The organism is Cryobacterium sp. 10C3, from assembly GCF_034314285.1.
Classification (GTDB): domain Bacteria; phylum Actinomycetota; class Actinomycetes; order Actinomycetales; family Microbacteriaceae; genus Cryobacterium; species Cryobacterium glucosi.
The window spans coordinates 456,641-476,298 of sequence record NZ_JAVIWF010000002.1 but is presented as its reverse complement, the minus strand read 5'-3'; the positions used below and the strand labels follow the sequence as shown (position 1 = coordinate 476,298).

Sequence of the window (19,658 nt, the reverse complement as noted above, 5' to 3'; positions counted from 1 at the left end):
CCTCTCAGTTGGTTAGTCGCCGGGGGTCTTGATGACCCACCACACGGCGAACAAGATCACGAACGCGGCCGCGGCGATGCCGCTGCCGATTGCTTCGGTCAAGCGACCGACCGCTCAGGCTTCGCCCAGACACGGGCGCGACGTCGGCGATCGGTGAGGCGAAACGCGCCCTCGAGCAGGATCAAGTGCCCCGCCTCGGCCAGCTCGGCCCGCGCAGTGCGGATCCGCTGCGGCGTGCAGGTCACTCCTGCCCATTCGGCGAGCGCGACCAGCTCGTGGTCGGCGAGCTTGCCCACGCGATCGAACAGCGCGAGTACCGCAGCTTGCGAAGTGACCAGCGGGGCCGTCCGTCCGGCGTCCACCGAGGTAATGGGGTCGCGACGGCGCGACCTCGGGCGCGCGCCGTCGAGCGCCACTGAGGCCACTATGCGACCGCCTGCACGGCCGTTCCGATCGCCCAGCGCGGTTCCAGGTCGCGCCGCGCGGTGAACTCCTCGGCGCGCGCGATGCGATGTTCGTCGCGCTTCGCCTTGCCGATCCGGTCGTTGCGGTCGGCTAGCCACCGCGACTGCTCGGGCTGTACCTGCTCGAACGTGCGGCCCGACCCGGCCGGGTAGCGAACCGAGCGGCGCGTGCGGCTCATGCTGCCGCCTGCCCGCCGTGTGTCGCGTTGAAACGGGCCGTGCGGTCGTGTTCGGGACGCGGGCCGACGAGCGGCAGGTTCGGCGTGCGGATGGTCGTGTTTCCGGGCTTGATGATTGCCGTCAGCCCGGCCGTTTCGTTCGTTGCGAAGTATCGAATGGCAAGGCGGTCGGGGCGTCGCTCGATCGAGCCCGCCAGCCTGCCGCCGAGGTTGATCGGGACGGCGAAAGCGCGCGACTCCCACGCCTTGTCGGCCAGGGCCAGAAGTTCACGGCCGGGCATATACGCGGCGACCCGGGCGAACACGGCGGCGTGCTCGCGCAGCTCGGGCCAGGCGATGTCGTCGGCCTCGCGCCATCCGTCTTGAATCGTGCGGCCGTCGATGAAGTCGTCCCAGATTGCGAACGCGGCGTCGAACAGGTCGGTGCGGGTGAGGATGAAGTTGAGGGTGTCGAGGTTGTTCAGTCGGGCCAGGGCGAACGTTGCGCGGGCGCGTCGTTCGTGGCCTTCCCATTCGTTCAGCGCGATGCGCGAGACGATCTTTTCGCCGCCGAGTGCGGCGAATACGTCGAGGATGTGAACCATAAGAATGTGCCCTTCGTGTCGGTTCTTTGCGTCGCGGTCGGCGGGTGCCGCTATGCCGCGCGGTCGAGTTCGCGCGCTTCGCACGCCTCGGGTGTTGCTTGTGTGTTGATGCGATCAAGCACGGCGGCGAGCGCGCCGCCAGCGCGGCGGAACGCTTCGGCCTTCGCCTCGGCGCTCACGCCACCGCCTTGCCCGCTGCGCGCTCGACAATCTCGAAGACTTCCTCGAACTTGACCGGGAAGGCCGTTAGGAAACTCCCCTGGAACTGCGGCCCGGCTGCGCTGGCCCCGCTCAGGACGCGCGAGAGCGTGCCCTTGTCCACCCCGACGAATAACGCCAGCTCGGCGTTCGATCGGATCCCTGCCTCCGCGCTCAGCTCGGCGATCCGCTCAGCGTTCGCCATAACTGTGAATTTTGTTCGTGCCATTTGCAGTGTTGCCCTCCGTGTTGCAGTGTCGCTCACTTCGGTTGAAGTTGTGCAATAAGGACACTAGGGGTTGTGTTGAAGTCGTGCAACTTGATCGCGCAGTTCTTCAATAATTCGTCCGAATGTTGCCGAATCGCAATCAGCAGGCGACAAAGCGGAAAACTCGATGCTGTAAATTTGTTCAGCAAATTTCACCCGCACGACCGCAATTCCCAATCCGTAGGCGTGTATAAGCACCTCCAGGTCAGGACAATTGCAGCCTTGCGCCGTTGCAGTTGCGCAACTACGCTAGGAACATGACCAATACAAACTGGTGGGCATACGTCGAGAGCGTTGTCCCCGATGCCCGCCCCGCTGCTATCGCCGACCGTGCAGGATTCGATAAATCGAACATCACGCGATGGAAACAAGGCGCGATGATCCAGCCCTCATTCGCCGTCAAATTTGCCCGCGCCTACGGTCGCCCCGTGGTCGAAGCACTCGCCGCGTGCGGCCTCATTACGCCCGAGGACGCCGCCCTACACGAGGTGAAGGTAGGCGTCTCCGACCTCACGGACAGGCAGCTACTCGAAGAACTCTCGGCCAGGCTCGACCGCCTGCAGGCCGCAGTAGTCGCGAAGGCGTAGCAATGGCCGCGAACCTTCGAGCCGTTCCAGCTCGGCCACTGAGCGCGGTCGCGTACATCCGCGTCTCGAAGGAACGCGACGACATGATTTCGCCCGAGTTGCAAGAAACGGCGATCCGCGACCACTGCGCCCGCTCCGGTTTCGTCCTCGGCGAGATAATCACCGACCTCGACTTATCCGGCCGATTCTGGAAACGCCGCCAGATGGAGCGCGCGATCGCCCAGGTCGAGGCGGGCGACGTCGATGTCATCGTGGTCTGGAAAGTATCGCGAGTCAGCAGGAACCGCCTCGATTGGGAGATTGCCCTCGACCGTATCGAGACAGCAGGCGGGCGGCTCGAATCGGCCACCGAGCCAATCGACGCCACGACCAGCTCGGGCCGGTTCTCGCGCGGCATCCTCGCCGGAATGGCAGCATTCGAGAGTGAACGCGCCGGGGAACAATGGCAGGAAACACACCGCCGCCGCTGGCGAAACGGACTCCCCCACAATGGCAAGCCGCGCTTTGGCTATTCCTACGATCGCGCCACGGGCTACACACCCGACCCGGAACTCGCGCCGATCGCGGCCGAGCTGTACCGCCGATACGTCGCCGGGGCCGGGCTCGTCACGCTCGTTGACTACCTCGCCACCCTCGGCGTGACTGCTCTCACGACCGCGCGCGGGGTCGCCTACTACCTCCGCACGGGATTCGCGGCCGGGCTGCTCGTGCACCACGACCCCGCGTGTCCACTCACCCACCGCAGCGGCAAGCGGTGCCCAAACACGATCATGCAGCCAGGCATCCAAGCGCCGATCATCGACGCCGAGCTTTGGGCAGCATTCCAGCAGCGCAGCGGCGAGCGCGCCACGCTCCCGGCTCGGCTCGTGTCGCCCGTCAGCGCCCTGTCAGGCATCGTGCTCTGCGGCTCGTGTGGCTACCGAATGAGCCTGAAGTCGCCAGGCTCGCGCAGCGGGACGCCGACCGAGCAGCCGTACTACCGGTGTGCGCGGCGCGAATGCCCCCGGCCGATGACGTACCGCCGTGGGAATGCCGAACGGCTCGTGCTCGAATGGCTCCCGACCGTCGCCGAGGCCGTTACCCGTGAGGCGCGCGCCGTTCCGAAGCGCTCGGCATCCGCGAAGGTCGAGCGCGAGCGCCTTGATCGCGTCATATCTAACGCGGCAACGGCCCTGCAGAACCTAACCGTCGACCACGCGCGCCGGATCATTCCCGAGGCCGCGTACTTGGCCGCTCGAGACACGCTCACGGCCGAACAGGGCGCGGCGCAGGCCGCGCTTGATCGGTTCGCCACGAGCGCCGCCAGATGGGCGCGAGCGGGCGGCGCTCGCCTCGGGTCTGCTCGATGCGTGGCCCGCGGCCACCGACGCCGAGCGGAACGCGATCGCGCGCGAACTCTGTCGTGTTGTTGTCAGCCGAACCGATGGAGACAAGCGTCCGACCGGCAGGGTGTTCGGTGTTTGGGAAGTGCCTGATATTCCCCAGCAAAGTCAGGCATCGCCTTCCACTCAGCGCGTCTAGGTGCTCGCTGTCCGTTCCTGTCTGCCGTCGCTTGAACGGGCGCTTACGCTGAGCCCTATGGACATATTGGGGATAGTCGGTCTCGTACTTACGGCGTTTTTCTTGGTATGGACTTTCCATAAACAGTTCCCGAAGCGATCGTTGACGTATTCACTAACGTCATCGCCACTAGTCAGCGCACGATCCGAGTATGTAAAGGTCACGTTCAACGAGCGCGTCCTCCTTGACCCATATCTCGCCATATTGACAGTCAGGTCGCGAAGCCGTGCTGACATAACCTCGGCCTCCTTCCATCTTGACAAACCTCTCGTCTTCGACTTCGGGAGTTCGATAGTGGCGGACCCTACAGTTGCCGGACCAATAGCCGCGGACGTATTCGGCTCGCAAGTTCGATTCGCCCCCCAACTGATACGCCGAAGGGCGTCCTCGACTCTGCTTTTCATCACGGACGGTATGCCGAATATGACGCTAAGCAGCCCGCTGGTCGATATTTCAGTGAAGACCGGCCCAAGTCCTCGACCTGCTACGCGGTTAGAGCTATCCACGGTCGGTGTCGGGTTGCTCACCATCGCCTTCTTTGTGTTCACGTCTGTATTCCCTTCAGGAAAGTAGTCCTCCTGTAGCAGCGGCCTTAGGCCCTGCCCGAACTAGCAATCCGCAGGCGAGAGCCAGTCGCACGCGAATCTCCCTTTTAGGAACGATTGCGAACAGGATTGTCATGGGGAGGATCAGGAATACGAGCGGAACGAGCATCGCGACCTCTTTCTTCCCCGCGACCTCGAGGAGCTCGCGCTTGGTCTCCTCGCGGGCGTCCTGCGCCTGGGCGCGCAGCACCTCGGCGAGCGGGGTGCCGCGGTCGAGTGCACCGCCGACCTGGTCGACGAAGCGGGTCAGCGCCGTCAGTTGCAGGGACCTGGCGAGTGACTGGAGGGCCTCGACGAGCGGGATCCCGGAGTGCACCTCGGCGACGACGCCGGCGAATTCGCGGGACAGCTCCCCCGCGCTCGTGCGGGACACCCTGGCCAATGCATCGAGGATGCCTTCCCCGGCCGACAGGGACAGGGTGAGGAACTCGAGAATGGTCGGCAGCTCGGCACGCATCCTCGTGAGTCGGCTGTGTGCGGCTCGGCGCAGGAGCCCATCCCAGAGCAAGGCACCGCCGAGCCCGACGAGCACGGGGATCGCGGCAGCCGCCAGCACCGGGAGGGCGTGCAGGGCGGGGACGAACACGACCGCGACGAGGCCGGCGGCCAGGGACAGGAGTGCGCAGACGAGCTGCTGGGAGCGGAACTCGTCGAGGCTGCGCCGGTACCCCGATTGCCGGAGACGCCGTTCGACGGTGTCGGAACCGCCGAGGAGAGCCGCGAGTCCGCGTCGAAGCCGGCCGAAGACCGGCATGAACAGGGTGCCGAGCACCGGGATCGGATCGACGGTGGTGCGCCCGACGAACGCGCGGGCCTCCGGCGACACGTCCAGGATGTACGGGGCCAACCGGTCGGCCAGCCGGGGCCGGCTGAGCCGGGGGAAGACGCTCACGAGCGACCAGAGCCCGATACCGAGCACCGCGCCGAAGAACACACCCCACGCGAGCGGGGCGCTCACCGGAACCACCGGCGTTCCTCGGGCAGGCGGCCGATGAAGACCATCAGGCGGTATGCGATCACCGACACCACAAGTCCGGAGACGATCACGGCAACCCCGCTGCCGGTGTTGTATGCGACCGCTCCCTCCGGCCGGGAGGACAACAACAGGAGCACGATCCAGGGTGCGGCGACGCCGAGCCTTGCGGCGTTGACGACCCACGACTGCCGGGCTTCCACCTCCGCCCGAATCGCGGCATCCTGCCGCAGCCAGGCCGCGAGGTCACGGAGCACGAGGGTGAGGTCACTTCCCCCGACCTCCCTGGCCATCCGCAGGGTCTCCAGAATGCGGTCGGCCACCGGATCGGCAAGGCCGGCCTTGAGCCGGTCGACGGAGTAACCGAAACTCCCGGTCGCGCGGTAGTCGCGGGCGAAGTCGGCGAAGGCGGCCCTCGTCGGCACCGGCCCGGATTCGGCGAGCGTGCTGATGCTGTCGGGCAGGGCGAGGCCGGAGCGCACGCCCGAAACCAGGTGGTCGACGACGTCCGGCCAGACCGTACGGTGCGAGCGCCGCCGCTCGCGGGCCCGCCACAGCACGATCGTCATCGGCACCAGGGTGCCGACAACGCCGGCGACAAGGGCGAGCACCCTGACTCCGATCAACGCCTGGGCGAGGGCAGCGCAGGCCAGGCCCAGCAGGAGCGAAATCGCCGTGAACGCCGGGAGCGGCAGCGAGCCGAGGCCGGCAAGGGCGAGGGACCCGCGCAAGGTCGCAGGGCCGCGCGGCTGGGGCCGTCCGCTTGCGCCGTCAGCCGGGCTCGGGGGTGAATCCTGTGCGCCCGCCGCCACCCGGCGCCGCGGCCAGAGGAAGGGCGCGGCCATGAGCAGCAGGCCGGCGCCGAGGAGGCAGCCCAGCGCGAGCCTCATGCGCGGTCCGCCCGCAACACGATCGCGGGGTCGAGCCCCACCGCCCGGAACTTGGCCAGCTTGCCGGGGTGGCCGCCCGTCGGCGTGAGCCCGCCCCGGTCGGCGAGGAAGATCGGGCTCGCCTCGATCACGGTGCCGGCGAGCCGTCCGCTGACCGCGAGGATCTCCGTCACCCGCCGGCGCCCGTGCCGGTCGATCTCGCAGTGCACGACGATGTCGATGCACCCGGCGACGGTCGGCAGCACGAACGCGGAATCGATGTTGCGCCCCGCGAGCAACGGCAGCGTGCAGAGCTTGGCGAGGGCGTCCCTCGCACTGTTCGCGTGGATGGAGCACATCCCCGGCAGGCCGCTGTTGAGGGCGATCAGGAGGTCGAGGCTCTCGGCCTCGCGAACCTCGCCGACGACGAGGCGGTCGGGGCGCATCCGCAATGACTCCTTGATCAGTCGCCGCAAGGTGATCTCGCCACGACCCTCGAGGCTCGGCTGTCGGCACTGCATCGACACGACGTCGCGGGCGGACAGGTCGAGTTCGAAGGTCTCCTCGACCGTCACGATCCGTTCGTTGCGCCGGGTCGCCGACAGCAGGGCGTTCAGCATCGTGGTCTTCCCGGTCTGGGTGGCTCCCGACACGAGGATGTTCTGTCCGGCGAGCACGCACATCCGCAGGAACTCCGAGGCCTGCTGGGTGAGCGAGCCGAGGCCGACGAGCTGGTTCAGGTCGCGGATGCGCCGGGTGAACTTCCGGATGTTGACCGACCACTCCCGCGTGATGTCGGGAATCACGACGTGAAGCCGCGAACCATCCGGCAGGGAGGCGTCGACGAACGGTGAACTCAGGTCGACACGACGGCCGGAGGCCTGCAGCATCCGTTCGACGAGGTCGCGCACCTCCCGTGCGGTGAGGACCATGTCGGTGAGTTCGGGTACGCCGTCCCGAGCGACGAACACCAGGGACGGTCCATTGATCCAGATCTCCTCGATCTCCGGATCGTCGAGGAGCGGCTGGAGCGCCCCGAACCCGGTCAGCGAAGCGACGACTTCCCTGGCCGCCTGATGCTCGTCGGAGATGAGCGGATGCGCCCCGCCGAGCGCCCGCTCACTGTAGCGCTGGAGCTCGGCGCGCACGTATCGCTCGGCGAGGTTCTCGTCGGAGGCGAGGTCGACGCCGTCACGGCGCACCCGTGAGCGCACCTGCTCGGTGATGATGCGCACGGCCTCGCTCATGCGCACAGTGTGCCCGGACGGCCGGATCCCCGTTGAAGTTATCCACAGGCATCCGCCGTCCGGGCCGCACACCGGAATGGGCCAGTCGGATCAGCGGGCCGACCAGCCGCCGTCCATGCCGTAGCTCGAGCCGGTGACCATCGCCGCGTCCGTCGAGGCGAGCCACGCCACGAGCGAGCCGACCTCCGCCGGTTCGACGAGGCGCTTGACCGCGCTCTCGGTGAGCATGATCCGACTGAGCACCTCCGACTCGGGGATGCCGTGCACGACGGCCTGGTCGGCGATCTGCTTCTCGACCATCGGCGTGCGCACGTAGCCGGGACTCACACAGTTGCTCGTGACACCGTGGTCACCGCCCTCGAGGGCGGTCACCTTCGAGAGCCCCTCGAGCCCGTGCTTCGCCGAGACGTATGCGGCCTTGAACGGCGACGCACGGATGCCGTGCACCGAGGTGACATTGACCACCCGTCCGAAACCGCGTTTGTACATCCCAGGGAGCGCCGCCCGGATCAGCAGGAACGGGGCCTCGAGCATGAGGGCGAGGATCAGCCGGAAGTCGGCGGGGTCGAAGTCGGGGATCGGGTTGATGCGCTGGATCCCCGCGTTGTTCACGAGGATGTCCACGTCGCCGAGCAGCGTCCGCGAGCCGGGCGTCCGTCAGGGCCGGAGTGTCGGCGAGGTTGACGACCCACGTCGAACCGTGAACCTCCGCGGCGAGCACCGAAGCACTCGCCGCGTCGATGTCGGCGACCGTGACGTGGGCTCCGCGGGCAGCGAGGAGCGCACGACGGCCTCGCCGATGCCGCTCGCTCCCCCGGTGACGAGGGCGCGCCTCCCTGCGAGGGACTGTTCCACGGTCAACGCAGCGTCGGGGCCGGTTCGAGGCCGTGCCTGGCGGCATCCGCCGCGTCGACGTCGCGGAGCGAGATGCCGTTGGTCTCCTTGAGCGTCACAACGGCGACGACCGTGATCGCACACGCGATCACGAGGTAGAACGCGACCGGCAGCCAGGACTTGTACTGCTGGAGCAGCGCCGTCGCGATGATGGGCGCGAGCGAGCCGGCGAGGATCGACGTGACCTGGTAGCCGAGGGAGACGCCGGAGTACCGCATCCGGGTCGGGAACATCTCGGCCATGATCGCCGGCTGCCCGGCGTACATGAAGGCGTGGAAGCACAGCCCGATCGTGATCGCGGCGACGATGACGACCGGGTTGAGGGTGTCGAACATCGGGAAGGCGAAGAACGCCCAGCTGGCCCCGAGAATCGCGCCGGTGAGGTAGATCGGTTTGCGGCCGAAGCGGTCGGAGAGCCTGCCGACCTGCGGGATCACGAGGAAGTGCACGACGTGGGCGATCAGACAGGGCCAGGAGCAACTGGCTGGTGTTGTACTTGTGCACCGTGACGAGGTAAACGATCGAGAAGCTCACGATCGTGTAGTAGAGGATGTTCTCGGCGAACCGCAGCCCCATCGCACCGAGGATGCCGCGCGGGTACTTGCGGACGACCTCCATCACGCCGTAGCTGATGGCCTTCTCGGCCTCGACCTGGGCGCGGGCCTCGAGGAAGATCGGCGCTTCGCTGACATGGGTGCGGATGTAGTAGCCGATCACCACGATGATCGCGGACAGCCAGAAGGCGACCCGCCAGCCCCAGCCGAGGAATTGCTCCGCAGGCAGGATCCACGACATGGTGAGCAGCACGAGGGTCGCGAGCAGGTTGCCGACCGGGACGGCGGCCTGCGGCCAGCTCGCCCAGAAGCCGCGGGACTTGTCCGGGCTGTGCTCCGCGACGAGCAGCACGGCGCCGCCCCATTCCCCGCCGACGGCGAAGCCCTGGATGAAGCGGAGTGCAACGAGCAGCGCGGGCGCCCAGTATCCGATCGTGTTGTAGCCGGGCAGGCAGCCCATCAGGAAGGTCGCGGCCCCGACGAGGATGATCGTGACCTGCAGGGTGTGCTTGCGGCCCAGGCGATCGCCGATCTGGCCGAAGACGATGCCTCCGAGCGGCCGGGCGATGAAGCCCACCGCGTAGGTGAGGAACGCGGCGATGATCCCGTCGAGTTCGCTGCCCGCGTTCGGGAAGAAGAACTTGCCGAAGACGAGGCTCGCCGCGGTCGCATAGAGGAAGAATTCGTACCATTCGACGACCGTGCCGACCATCGAGGCGGCCACGATCTTCCTGAGGCCGGAGGTTTCTTCCCGGTTGTCGCGGGATCCCGCGCCTCCGGGGCTGTCGGCAGTGATGCGTTCGTTGACGCTCATGTCTGTCTCCTTCGGTGTCTTCGCTGACACTGTCGCTGGATGCCGGGGGCGGGTCGCCGCCCTGGCTCCACCGAGTATCGCCGCCCGTCGGCTCTGCGGCCATGACCACTTCCGAACTCCGTGTGTGCATAATTGCAGATATGACCGGACCCCGCCCCACCCTGCCGCCGAACGCCGACGACCTTCTCGTGCTGCTCGCGGTCGCACGCAGCGGCCGTTTCGTGACCGCGGCGGAAAGCCTCGGCCTCAATCACACCACGGTCTCGCGCCGCATTGCAGCCCTCGAGAAGGCGCTCGACGGCCGGGTGCTGTCCCGCACGGTCGGCGGCTGGGAGCTCACGGAACTCGGCTCCCGCGCGGTCAACGCCGCGGAAAACGTCGAGGCCGCCGTCTCCCTGCTCGGCGGCCCTCCCGGGCAGGCCGCTCAGCTCTCCGGCGTCGTGCGGCTCTCGGCGACGGATGGCTTCAGCGCGTACATCGCAACGCCGGCGGTCGCCGCGCTGCAGCGCCGGCATCCCGGCCTGCGGGTCGAGATCGTCACGGTGACGCGGCGCGCGCTCCAGCACCGGTCGGGACTCGATATCGAGGTCGTCGTCGGAGAGCCTCAGGTGCACCGGGCCGACGCGATCCTGCTCGGGCACTATGTCCTGGGCATGTATGCGTCGCGGGACTACCTGGCCGAGAACGGCACGCCCGTGAGCGTTGCAGAGCTCACCGAGCATCCGCTCGTCTACTTCGTCGATTCGATGCTGCTCGTCGACGACCTCGATGCCCCCAGGCGGCAGGTGCCGTCGATGCGCCCCTCACTGAGTTCGACCAACGTGTTCGTGCACGTCGAAGCGACCAGGGCGGGAGCAGGGATCGGTTTCCTGCCGTGTTTCATGGCCGACCAGCACCCGGACCTCGTGCGCCTCCTGCCGGACAAGTTCAACGAGGAACTGCCGTACTGGATGGTGCTCCGCGCCGAGTCCCTGCACCAGCCCGCCGTCGCCGCCGTCGTCGACGCCCTCCGTGCCCGAACCGCGGCGTTCACCCACGCCCTGCAGGGCCGCGGAGGGGCAGGCTGACCAGACGATCTGGCTACACTGGAACGGCACAAGCGGGAGTGGTGAAATTGGCAGACACGCAGGATTTAGGTTCCTGTGCTTTCGAGCGTGGGGGTTCAAGTCCCCTCTCCCGCACATGATGAGCACATCGGCCCTCGACGGCCAACTGACCGATGTGCTCGCGAACACGGGCGTCATCGTGTTCTACCTGCTCGTCTGGGCCCTCGTCTTCGCCGGGACCGCGGTATTCCTCGGAGTCTTCATCCCGTTCATCACCGGGGATTCGCTCCTGTTCGGGTCCGGGCTCGTCGCGGCATCGGCGGCGAACGTGGACATCGTCGTGCTGATGATCGGAACCGGAATCGCCGCATTCCTCGGCGACCAGGTCGGATTCCTACTCGGGAGGCATTTCGGCCGCGGCTACCTCGATCGCCGCGGTGGCCGTCGCACCCGCGCTGCCATCGTGAAGACCGAGGCCTTCTACCGCAAGTACGGCTGGTGGTCGGTCGTGATCGCCCGGTTCATGCCCTGGGCGCGCGTCTTCGTGCCCGTCATCGCAGGGGTCGGCCGGATGAACTACTACCGGTTCCTCTCCAGTAACCTCGTCGGCGCACTCGCCTGGGGCGTCGGGCTCACCCTGACGGGATACTTCGCGGCGAGCCTGCCCGGCGTGAAGAGCGCCGCGTACGTCATCGCCGGGGTCTTCATCGCGGCATCCATCTTCTTCGGAGGCCGCACCTGGCTCGCCGACCGCGCCGAGAACCGCCGGGACGCGGCCGGCGGCGGCCGACCAGACGGCCCGGCCGATACCCCGGCCGACGACCCCGCGGCCGGGTAATTCACGGGTTCCACCCTCCCTTTAGCGCTAGCCTGTAACAGACCATCCCTGCTCATCACCGTGCGGTCGCCATGGCCACCACCGACTGGAGTCATCTTCGTGCTCAACACTGCTCTCAACCACGCCGGACTCATCCCGTGGCTTGACCCGGTAAACCTCATCGACGGGTTCGGTCCATGGGCCCTGCTCGGAGTGTGCGCGATCATCTTCGCCGAAACCGGCCTTCTCGTCGGCTTCCTGCTGCCCGGCGACACCCTCCTCGTCATCACCGGCCTCCTCACCTTCGCGGGCGTCATCCACATCAACATCTGGTGGGTCGCCCTCGCCATCGGCTTCGCGGCGTTCCTCGGCGGCGAGGTCGGCTACCTGATCGGTCACAAGCTCGGCCCGCGCGTCTTCGAACGCAAGGAATCCGGACTGTTCAGCGTCGAGAACGTGCAGCGCACCAACGGTTTCTTCGAACGCTTCGGCGGCTTCGCCGTGATCATCGCACGCTTCGTGCCGATCGTGCGCACGTTCGCACCCGTCGCCGCGGGCGTCGGCCACATGAATTACCGCAAGTATTCCCTGTACAACCTCGTCGGCGCCATGATCTGGGGCGCCGGCCTCACCTTCGGGGGTACTTCCTGGGGTACATCCCGCCGGTCGCCGACTTCGTCACGCACTACATCGACCTGATCCTGATCGCGGCCGTGCTCGGCACGCTCATCCCCACCGCGTTCCACTACGTGCAGTCCTCGCGCAAGGCGAAGAAGGCCAAGGCGCTCGCCGCGGCCGCGCCGGCGACGACCGACACCGGCAGCCTCGTCCTCGACGCGGATGTCTTCACCGGCCACCCCAAGCACGACGACTAACACTCCCCATCGCGGACTCCAGCGCGCGCTGCGTTCCGAATTCAGGAGCTGAGCCCGGCTGAACCGCTTCAGGAGTGCGTTGATCCCGGTTCCGGGCCTCAACTCCTGAATTCGGAACAGGCACGGACGTCTTTGAGTCGCGCGCGGGGAGAGGAAGCGGGAGGTCGGGGTCAGCGGTGCGGGAAGTCCTCGTGATCGGCATGCTCGGCCGGCTCGAGCTGGAACGTGGAGTGCTCGACATCGAAGTGGGTGCTGAGGCACTCCGAGAGGGCGTCGAGCAGCGCCCCTGAGCCGCCGGACTGCAGCACGGCGGGTTCGACGACGACGTGCGCACTGAACACGTGCGCGCCGGACGTGATCGCCCAGACGTGCACGTCGTGCACCGCTGCGACCCCCGGCGTTTCGATGAGGTGCCTGCGGATCTCTGCGACGTCGGTGTCGACGGGCACCGATTCGCTGAGCACCCGTACGACGTCTCTGAGCAGGGTGAAGCTGCGGGGCACGATCATGGCCGCGATCAGCAGGGACGCAATCGAGTCCGCCTGCTCGAAACCGGTGGTGAGGATGACCCCGGCCGCGACGATGACCGCGACGGAGCCGAGAGTGTCTCCGAGTACCTCGAGGTAGGCGCCACGCATGTTGATCGAGGAGCCGGCAGCAGGGCGCATCAGGAGCAGCGCGCCGATGTTCGCGACGAGGCCGATCACGGCGACCCAGAGCATCGGTCCGGCCTGAACGTGGCCCTCGCCGGGCCCGAGCAGCCGGGAAACCGCGCCGATCACGACGGACACGGCGACGCCGAGCAGGATCAGCCCATTGATGAGCGCGCCGAACACTTCGGCGCGCTGGTAGCCGAACGTCTGCCGGTCCGTGGCCGGCCGGGCGGCCACGACGGTGGCGATGAGGGCGATGATCAGGCCGGCCAGGTCCGAGAACATGTGCCCGGCATCAGCGAGCAGGGCAAGCGACCCGGTCAGCCAGGCCCCTGCGACCTCGACGAGGAGCACGAGGGCGACGATCCCGATCGCGAAGGACAACCGGGTGCGATTGGTGGCGGATGCCTGCCCGTGCCCGTGCGCGTGATCGTGGCCCATGCCTCCACGCTAGGCGGTGCCGGGGCGCGTCGCCAGTTCAGCGCCCAGTTGGGAATGAGAGCCGTTATCAGGGCTTGAGCGGCGCCTCCGCCGGTATCGAGACCGGTGCCGGTGCCGGATCAGCCGAGCAGCTCCCGCAGTACAGGGACGAGCCCGTCGAAGGCGCGCGCCCGGTGGCTGTCGCGATTCTTGACGGATGCCGTCAGCTCCGCCGCCGAGATCGCATAACCGTCCGGGAGAAAGATCGGGTCGTACCCGAAGCCGCCGGCCCCCGCGGCCTCGGTCAGGATCCGGCCGGGCCACTCCCCCGTCACGACCCGTTCGGTGCCGTCCGGCAGCGCCAGGGCGGCGACGCAGGTGAAATGCGCGGTGCGGTGTTCCTCCGGCACGTCCCCGAGCTGCCAGAGCAGCAGGCGCAGGTTCTCGCCGGAATCCCTGGCCGGGCCCGACCAGCGTGCGGAGAAGATGCCCGGCGCGCCGCCGAGGATGTCGACGCAGATACCCGAGTCGTCCGCGATGGCGGGCAGGCCGGTGTGTGCCGCGGCTGCACGAGCCTTGATGAGGGCGTTCTCGGCGAAGGTCGTTCCGTCTTCGACGGGTTCAGGGCCGTCGTACGCGAGCACGTCGACCCCGGGAGCTGCGGCGCGAGAATGCGGCGCAACTCGTCGACCTTGTGCGCGTTGTGGGTGGCCAGTACGAGCCGCATGGTGTCAGCGCCCATCCGTCAGCGCCCGAGGGCGGCGTTCTGCAGTTCGGTCAGGGTGACGGTCCCTGCGAGGGCGAGGTCGAGCAGTGAGTTCAGCTCCGCACGATCGAAGGGGGCGCCCTCCGCCGTGCCCTGCACCTCGACGAAGGAGCCCCGGCCGGTGACGACGACGTTCATGTCTGTCTCGGCACTCGAGTCCTCGGTATATGCGAGGTCGAGCATGGGAACGCCTTTGATGATGCCGACGGAAATCGCGGCGACGCTGTCGGTGAGGGGCTGCGCCTTCTGGCCGATGAACTTCTGCTGCCGACCCCACTCGAGCGCGTCGAAGAGTGCGACGTAGGCTCCGGTGATCGCGGCGGTACGGGTGCCGCCGTCGGCCTGGAGCACATCGCAGTCGATCACGATGGTGTTCTCGCCGAGCGCCTTCATATCGACGACCGCTCGGAGGCTGCGGCCGACAAGACGGCTGATCTCGTGCGTTCGGCCGCCGATCTTGCCCTTGACCGCCTCGCGGGCCATCCGCTCGTTCGTGGAACGCGGGAGCATCGCGTATTCCGCGGTGACCCAGCCCTTGCCCTTGCCGCTCATCCAGCGCGGGACACCGTTGGTGAACGACGCGGTGCAGAGCACCTTCGTGCGTCCGCAGGAGATGAGCGCGGACCCTTCGGCCTGGTCGCTCCAGCCGCGTTCGATCGTGACCGGCCTTAGTTCGTCGATGGCCCGTCCGTCTGCGCGCACGATGTCGGTCATGAGGTCTCCTTGGTGTGCCGGGCATCCCTCGGGTGGAGGAGGGACGCTGCGTGGTTGTGCTCGGAATTAGGGTGGGTTGCTGCGAACTCGACGAGCTCGCTGAGACTGAAGACACCGGTCTCGACCAGGTCGACGTTCGAGACCTCCGGGCCGGCCAGGCGATGGGCGAGGTCGAGGAAGTCATCGGCGCTGTTGCCCGTCGCCTCGTAGCGGTAACTCGGAGGTGCCTTCTCGGTGCGGGCGAGGCCCTGCCCGACGAGGATCCGGTAGACGTCGTTGGCGGTTTCGGTGTCGCTCGAGACGATTGACACGGCGTCGCCCATCACGTACGAGATCGCGCCGCGCAGGAACGGGTAGTGCGTACAGCCCAGCACGAGGGTGTCGATGTCCGCAGCGCGCAGGGGGCGAGGTATTCCTCGGCGACGGCGAGCACCTCGTCGCCGGTCGTGACCCCGGCTTCGACGAATTCGACGAATCGGGGGCAGGCCCTGGTGAAAAGCCTGATGTTCGTCGCTGCCGCGAAGGCGTCCTCGTATGCCCGTGAATTCACGGTGCCGATCGTGCCGATCACACCGACCCTGTTGTTGCGGGTCGTGCCGACCGCGCGTCGCACGGCGGGCTGGATGACCTCGACCACCGGGACGCTGTAACGCTCCCGCGCATCTCGGAGCACAGCGGCCGACGCGGTGTTGCAGGCAATTACCAGCATCTTCACGTCCTGGGCCACGAGGTCGTCGAGAACCTTGAGTGCGAAGCCGCGGACGTCGGCGATCTTCTTCGGCCCGTACGGCGAATTGGCCGTGTCTCCGATGTACAGAATCGACTCGTTGGGCAGCTGGTCCTTGATCGCCCGAGCGACGGTCAAACCGCCGACGCCAGAATCGAAAATTCCTATGGGTGCATCCGTCACGACAATCGAGCTTAGTCGGCCCGGCTGACCGAGGCTCCGAGGCCGTGCGGGCGCCCGCGTGTACCACGCCGGGAATATGGCCGTAACTACACTCGAAAGAGGGTTCCCGCCAACCGACGGTCGCCGCGCAGGACGGCGTCAGATTCGCCGTCGAGGAGATGATCGTCATGATTGACCGAGTCGTAATCACCGGGTTGGGCGCTCTCACGCCCCTGGGCAACACCTGGCGGGAGACCTGGTCCGGCCTCACGAACGGTCGCAGCGGCGTCGCACGCATCACCCAGTTCGACCCCTCCGGATTGCCCACCCGCATCGCGGGCGAGGTCAAGAACTTCATCGCCTCAGAGCGGATGCCGTTCAAGCAGGCCAAGCGCGCCACACGCGCATCACAACTCGCCATCGCCGCGGCACGCGAAGCCGTCCAGGACGCCGGGTTCGGCGAATCCATGGAAGGCATCGACACCGCCGTCGTCGTCAACAGCGCCGTCTCGGGATATGCAGAGATCCAGGAGGCGACGGAACTCGTCAACTCGGGCGGCTCACGCCGGATCCCGCCGCGCTTCGTACCCTCCTCCCTGCTCAACATGGCCGCATGCGAGGTCGCGATCGACCTCGGCGTGCACGGCCCGGTCAACGCGAGCGCGCTCGCCTGTGCGAGCGGCGCATACGCCCTCCTCGAGGCACGCACGATGCTAATGATGGGCGACGCGGACGTCGTCATCGCCGGTGGCGTCGAAGCGGCGATCACCCCGGTGATGTTCGCCGGCCTCAATGCGATGCACGCGGCATCCACCCACAACGACTCGCCCGCCGAGGCAAGCCGCCCCTTCGACGCCGACCGGAGCGGACTCGTCTTCGGCGAGGGCGCCGTCATCTTCGTGATGGAACTCCTCTCCCACGCCAGGGCACGCGGAGCGAAGGTCTACGCCGAGGTGCTCGGCGGGGCGCTCACGAGCGACGGCTTCAGCATCGTCGCCCCTGACCCCACCGGACAGTACGCGAGCGCCGCGATGACGAAGGCGCTCACGAAGGCGAAGCTCAACCCGAGCGACATCGACGTGATCTGCGCGCACGGCACCTCGACGCAGGCCAACGACCGCGCCGAGACCTCCGCGATCCGGCGGGCGCTCGGGCACGCCGCCGACCGCATCGCCGTCACGGCGCCCAAGTCGATGACCGGCCACATGATCGGTGCGGCCGGGGCGTTGTCCGGACTGCTCTGTGCGCTGAGCATCAAGACGGGCATCATCCCCCCGACGATCAACTACACGACGCCGGACCCCGACTGCACGCTCGACTACGTGCCGCTCGTGGCCCGTGAGCGGCCCGTGCGCTACGCCCTCGCGAACGCCTTTGGCTTCGGCGGCCAGAACTGCATCGTCGCGTTCGGCGCGCTGTAGGGAGAGTATGACCCGGCGCGGCCGGGGCAGGCTGGGAACGCCGGCCGCGGCCCGTCCGCTGGGGCAACCCCGCCGGAGGAATAGGCTGGCCGCGTGACTGAATCCTCCGCGTTCCGCACCGACCGATACGAGCTCACCATGGTGGACGCCGCCATCCAGAGCGGCACCGCAGACCGGGAGTGCCTCTTCGAGGCGTTCGCCCGGCGGCTGCCGGATGGGCGCCGCTACGGCATCGTCGCGGGCACGGGGCGCCTGCTCGAGCTCATCCGGGACTTCCGATTCACGGATGCCGAGCTCACCTGGCTGCGCGACAACCACGTCGTGCGCACGCCCACCCTCGACTGGCTCGCCGACTACGCCTTCCGCGGCAATATCTGGGGCTACCAGGAGGGCGAGGCGTACTTCCCCGGCTCTCCCCTGTTCTCCGTCGAGGGCAGCTTCGCCGACGCCGTCGTGCTCGAAACCCTGGTGTTGAGCGTGCTCAACTACGACAGCGCCGTCGCTAGCGCGGCCGCGCGCATGGTCTCGGTGAGCCTCGGCCGGCCGATCGCCGAGATGGGCTCGCGCCGCACGAGCGAGTACGCCGCCGTCGCCGCCGCCCGCGCGGCGTACATCGCCGGGTTCGCGTCCACGAGCAATCTCGAGGCCGGGCGCAGCTGGGGCATCCCCACGATGGGTACGGCGGCCCATTCCTTCACGCTCCTGCACGACAGCGAAGCGGATGCCTTCGAAGCCCAGGTGGCGGCGTTCGGCTCCTCGACGACCCTGCTCGTCGACACCTACAACATCCAGGCCGGAATCGACAGGGCCGTCGCGGTCGCCGGGACAGGGCTCGGTTCGATCCGGATCGACTCAGGGGACCTCCCGACCGTCGTCGCCGGCGCGCGCGCCCAGCTCGACTCGCTCGGCGCGGTCAACACCCACATCACGGTGACAAGCGACCTCGACGAGTATTCGATCGCCGCACTGTCGGCGTCTCCCGTCGACGCGTTCGGCGTCGGCACCTCCCTCGTCACGGGTTCTGGTGCCCCCGCCGCCGGGATGGTCTACAAGCTCGTCGCGCACCGGAACGACGCCGGCGAGTGGGTGTCTGTCGCGAAGACATCCGCGGCCAAGGTCTCGGTCGGGGGCCTCAAGCGGGCCGTTCGACGTCTCGACGCGAGCGGAACGGCCCGCGCCGAGGTCGTCCTGCTCGGCGGCGACCCCGCAGACACGACGGAGCCCGCGGAGGAATCCGGGCGGGACCGGGTACTGCTCGTCCCGCTCGTCACAGACGGCGTGATCGACGAAAGCCACCTCGGGGCGGCCGGCACGGAACGCGCGAGACTGCACCATGCCTCTGTGATGCGTGAGCTGCCGATCGAGGCTTTCCGCCTCGGCCGCGGGGAGCCCGTCATCCCGACGATCTACGAGCAGGGTTAGACAGGTACGGGTAGACCGGAAGGGGTCTGCGGAACCGCTACTTCTTCATCGTGTCGTAGATCTCTTTACAGGTCGGGCAGATCGGGAACTTCTCCGGGTCGCGACCGGGAATCCACATCTTCCCGCACAGTGCCTTGACCGGCTTGCCGGAGATGGCGCTCTCGAGGATCTTGTCTTTGGGTACGTAGTGGGAGAACCGCTCGTGGTCGCCCGGTTCCATCTGCTCGGTGTTGAGCAGTTCCTCGAGCTCGCGGTCGAGCGTGGACGTACCGCCGCCCGGCTGGCCGGGGTTGCCCGGTTCGGCGATACTGGCGCGAATGATTCTGATCATGGGTCCTAGTCTAGGCAGCGTCAGGCTTCCCTCACGAGGGCGGCGGTGCGGCGGAGCCACGGGTCCTGGTCGCGCGCCCAGCGCTCGATGGCGGCATCCGCCCTGGTGCGAGGGAGTCCGGAGAGCCGTCCGACGAGGGGGCGGGTGACATCGCGGGCGAGCGGATCCGCGAGCGCGGCCAGCCGGGCGTCGCGGAGGAAGCCTTCGATCCGGGTGAGATCGGTGTTGGTCAGCAGTGCGACGTTCGACTGCAGCAGGACGACGGCGGCGAACCGGCGCTCGAAGACGGGAACGTCCCACAGCTCTGTGCTGAGCGCCGTGACCTCGTCATGCGTCAGCCCCGGGTACCGCCGGGCAGCGTCCCGGATCGTGCCCCGGATCGCCCCGATCGTCGCCCCGTAGAAGTCCAGGTCGCTTCCGAGTCTGGTCTTCTCCGCCTGGGCCCGGTATTCGTCCCCCTCGTTGCGCAGGGTGGTATCGACGAACTCGCAGGCGGCGCTCACCGACG

General features: G+C 67.7%; 18 protein-coding genes, 1 tRNA gene and 5 pseudogenes. 8 read left to right on the top strand and 16 right to left on the bottom strand.

Going from position 1 to position 19,658, the window contains the following annotated elements:
- Nucleotides 1-98: 98 nt before the first annotated feature.
- From RGU41_RS02780 to RGU41_RS02760, 5 genes are read right to left on the bottom strand one after another with little or no spacing between them, the layout of a single operon-like run.
- Nucleotides 99-416 (bottom strand): hypothetical protein, encoded by a 318-nt coding sequence (locus tag RGU41_RS02780; protein WP_322135450.1) that lies wholly within the window; start codon nt 414-416, stop codon nt 99-101.
- Between the two features lie 8 nt (nt 417-424).
- Nucleotides 425-643 carry a hypothetical protein gene (locus tag RGU41_RS02775; RefSeq protein ID WP_322135449.1) on the bottom strand — a complete coding sequence of 73 codons (219 nt, stop codon included), beginning with the start codon at nt 641-643 and terminating at the stop codon, nt 425-427.
- Nucleotides 640-1,227, bottom strand: a complete 588-nt coding sequence (locus RGU41_RS02770; protein ID WP_322135448.1) for a hypothetical protein — start codon at nt 1,225-1,227, stop codon at nt 640-642. Before RGU41_RS02770 ends, RGU41_RS02775 begins: the two co-directional genes overlap by 4 nt.
- A gap of 50 nt (nt 1,228-1,277) precedes the next feature.
- Nucleotides 1,278-1,406, bottom strand: a complete 129-nt coding sequence (locus RGU41_RS02765; RefSeq protein ID WP_322135447.1) for a hypothetical protein — start codon at nt 1,404-1,406, stop codon at nt 1,278-1,280.
- The gene (locus RGU41_RS02760; RefSeq protein ID WP_322135446.1) at nt 1,403-1,630 is read right to left on the bottom strand and encodes a hypothetical protein; all 228 of its coding nucleotides are present in this window, start codon (nt 1,628-1,630) and stop codon (nt 1,403-1,405) included. The genes RGU41_RS02765 and RGU41_RS02760 overlap by 4 nt, the downstream gene beginning before the upstream one ends.
- Nucleotides 1,631-1,950: 320 nt before the next feature.
- Between RGU41_RS02760 and RGU41_RS02755 the strand changes: the two genes are divergently transcribed.
- Complete coding sequence (locus RGU41_RS02755) at nt 1,951-2,280, top strand: helix-turn-helix transcriptional regulator (protein WP_322135445.1); 330 nt, start codon at nt 1,951-1,953, stop codon at nt 2,278-2,280.
- A 2-nt stretch (nt 2,281-2,282) separates the two neighbouring features.
- Nucleotides 2,283-3,755 (top strand): recombinase family protein, encoded by a 1,473-nt coding sequence (locus tag RGU41_RS02750; RefSeq protein ID WP_322135444.1) that lies wholly within the window; start codon nt 2,283-2,285, stop codon nt 3,753-3,755.
- Nucleotides 3,756-4,401: 646 nt separating this feature from the next.
- Here RGU41_RS02750 and RGU41_RS02745 read toward each other — a convergent pair.
- The 5 genes and pseudogenes from RGU41_RS02745 to RGU41_RS02725 form a co-directional block, all read right to left on the bottom strand.
- The gene (locus RGU41_RS02745) at nt 4,402-5,412 is read right to left on the bottom strand and encodes a type II secretion system F family protein (RefSeq protein WP_322135443.1); all 1,011 of its coding nucleotides are present in this window, start codon (nt 5,410-5,412) and stop codon (nt 4,402-4,404) included.
- The gene (locus RGU41_RS02740) at nt 5,400-6,308 is read right to left on the bottom strand and encodes a type II secretion system F family protein (protein ID WP_134559450.1); all 909 of its coding nucleotides are present in this window, start codon (nt 6,306-6,308) and stop codon (nt 5,400-5,402) included. The genes RGU41_RS02745 and RGU41_RS02740 overlap by 13 nt, the downstream gene beginning before the upstream one ends.
- A complete protein-coding gene (locus RGU41_RS02735) occupies nt 6,305-7,534 on the bottom strand; it encodes a CpaF family protein (RefSeq protein WP_134559451.1) in 1,230 nt (409 codons plus the stop codon). Before RGU41_RS02735 ends, RGU41_RS02740 begins: the two co-directional genes overlap by 4 nt.
- A gap of 90 nt (nt 7,535-7,624) precedes the next feature.
- A pseudogene (locus RGU41_RS02730) lies at nt 7,625-8,389 on the bottom strand (3-hydroxybutyrate dehydrogenase).
- A 2-nt stretch (nt 8,390-8,391) separates the two neighbouring features.
- Nucleotides 8,392-9,796, bottom strand: a pseudogene (locus RGU41_RS02725) (MFS transporter).
- Nucleotides 9,797-9,897: 101 nt separating this feature from the next.
- Here RGU41_RS02725 and RGU41_RS02720 point away from each other — a divergent pair.
- The 4 genes and pseudogenes from RGU41_RS02720 to RGU41_RS02705 all read left to right on the top strand — a co-directional run bounded on the left by RGU41_RS02720 (nt 9,898) and on the right by RGU41_RS02705 (nt 12,534).
- A complete protein-coding gene (locus RGU41_RS02720; protein ID WP_134445810.1) occupies nt 9,898-10,863 on the top strand; it encodes a LysR family transcriptional regulator in 966 nt (321 codons plus the stop codon).
- A gap of 32 nt (nt 10,864-10,895) precedes the next feature.
- A tRNA-Leu gene (locus RGU41_RS02715) sits at nt 10,896-10,977 on the top strand.
- Between the two features lies 1 nt (nt 10,978).
- Nucleotides 10,979-11,680 carry a DedA family protein gene (locus tag RGU41_RS02710; RefSeq protein WP_134445811.1) on the top strand — a complete coding sequence of 234 codons (702 nt, stop codon included), beginning with the start codon at nt 10,979-10,981 and terminating at the stop codon, nt 11,678-11,680.
- Between the two features lie 99 nt (nt 11,681-11,779).
- Nucleotides 11,780-12,534 (top strand): annotated as a pseudogene (locus tag RGU41_RS02705) (DedA family protein).
- A gap of 170 nt (nt 12,535-12,704) precedes the next feature.
- Here RGU41_RS02705 and RGU41_RS02700 read toward each other — a convergent pair.
- From RGU41_RS02700 to murI, 4 genes and pseudogenes are all read right to left on the bottom strand, one after another.
- A complete protein-coding gene (locus RGU41_RS02700; protein ID WP_322135442.1) occupies nt 12,705-13,628 on the bottom strand; it encodes a cation diffusion facilitator family transporter in 924 nt (307 codons plus the stop codon).
- Between the two features lie 119 nt (nt 13,629-13,747).
- A pseudogene (rdgB, locus tag RGU41_RS02695) lies at nt 13,748-14,334 on the bottom strand (RdgB/HAM1 family non-canonical purine NTP pyrophosphatase).
- Nucleotides 14,335-14,352: 18 nt separating this feature from the next.
- Complete coding sequence (gene rph, locus RGU41_RS02690) at nt 14,353-15,087, bottom strand: ribonuclease PH (protein ID WP_134445814.1); 735 nt, start codon at nt 15,085-15,087, stop codon at nt 14,353-14,355.
- Nucleotides 15,084-15,997: pseudogene (gene murI, locus RGU41_RS02685) on the bottom strand (glutamate racemase). Before murI ends, rph begins: the two are co-directional and overlap by 4 nt.
- 167 nt (nt 15,998-16,164) lie before the next feature.
- On the opposite strand from murI, the gene RGU41_RS02680 reads away from it, so the two are divergent.
- Nucleotides 16,165-17,397, top strand: a complete 1,233-nt coding sequence (locus RGU41_RS02680; RefSeq protein WP_134445816.1) for a beta-ketoacyl-[acyl-carrier-protein] synthase family protein — start codon at nt 16,165-16,167, stop codon at nt 17,395-17,397.
- 93 nt (nt 17,398-17,490) lie between these two features.
- Nucleotides 17,491-18,819, top strand: coding sequence for a nicotinate phosphoribosyltransferase (locus tag RGU41_RS02675; RefSeq protein ID WP_134445817.1), 1,329 nt, complete (start codon nt 17,491-17,493; stop codon nt 18,817-18,819).
- 37 nt (nt 18,820-18,856) lie between these two features.
- Here RGU41_RS02675 and RGU41_RS02670 read toward each other — a convergent pair whose 3' ends face one another.
- On the bottom strand, nt 18,857-19,150 hold the full coding sequence (locus RGU41_RS02670) for a DUF3039 domain-containing protein (RefSeq protein WP_322135441.1): 294 nt from the start codon (nt 19,148-19,150) through the stop codon (nt 18,857-18,859).
- Between the two features lie 20 nt (nt 19,151-19,170).
- Nucleotides 19,171-19,653, bottom strand: a complete 483-nt coding sequence (locus RGU41_RS02665; RefSeq protein ID WP_134445819.1) for a DNA alkylation repair protein — start codon at nt 19,651-19,653, stop codon at nt 19,171-19,173.
- Between the last annotated feature and the right edge of the window lie 5 nt (nt 19,654-19,658).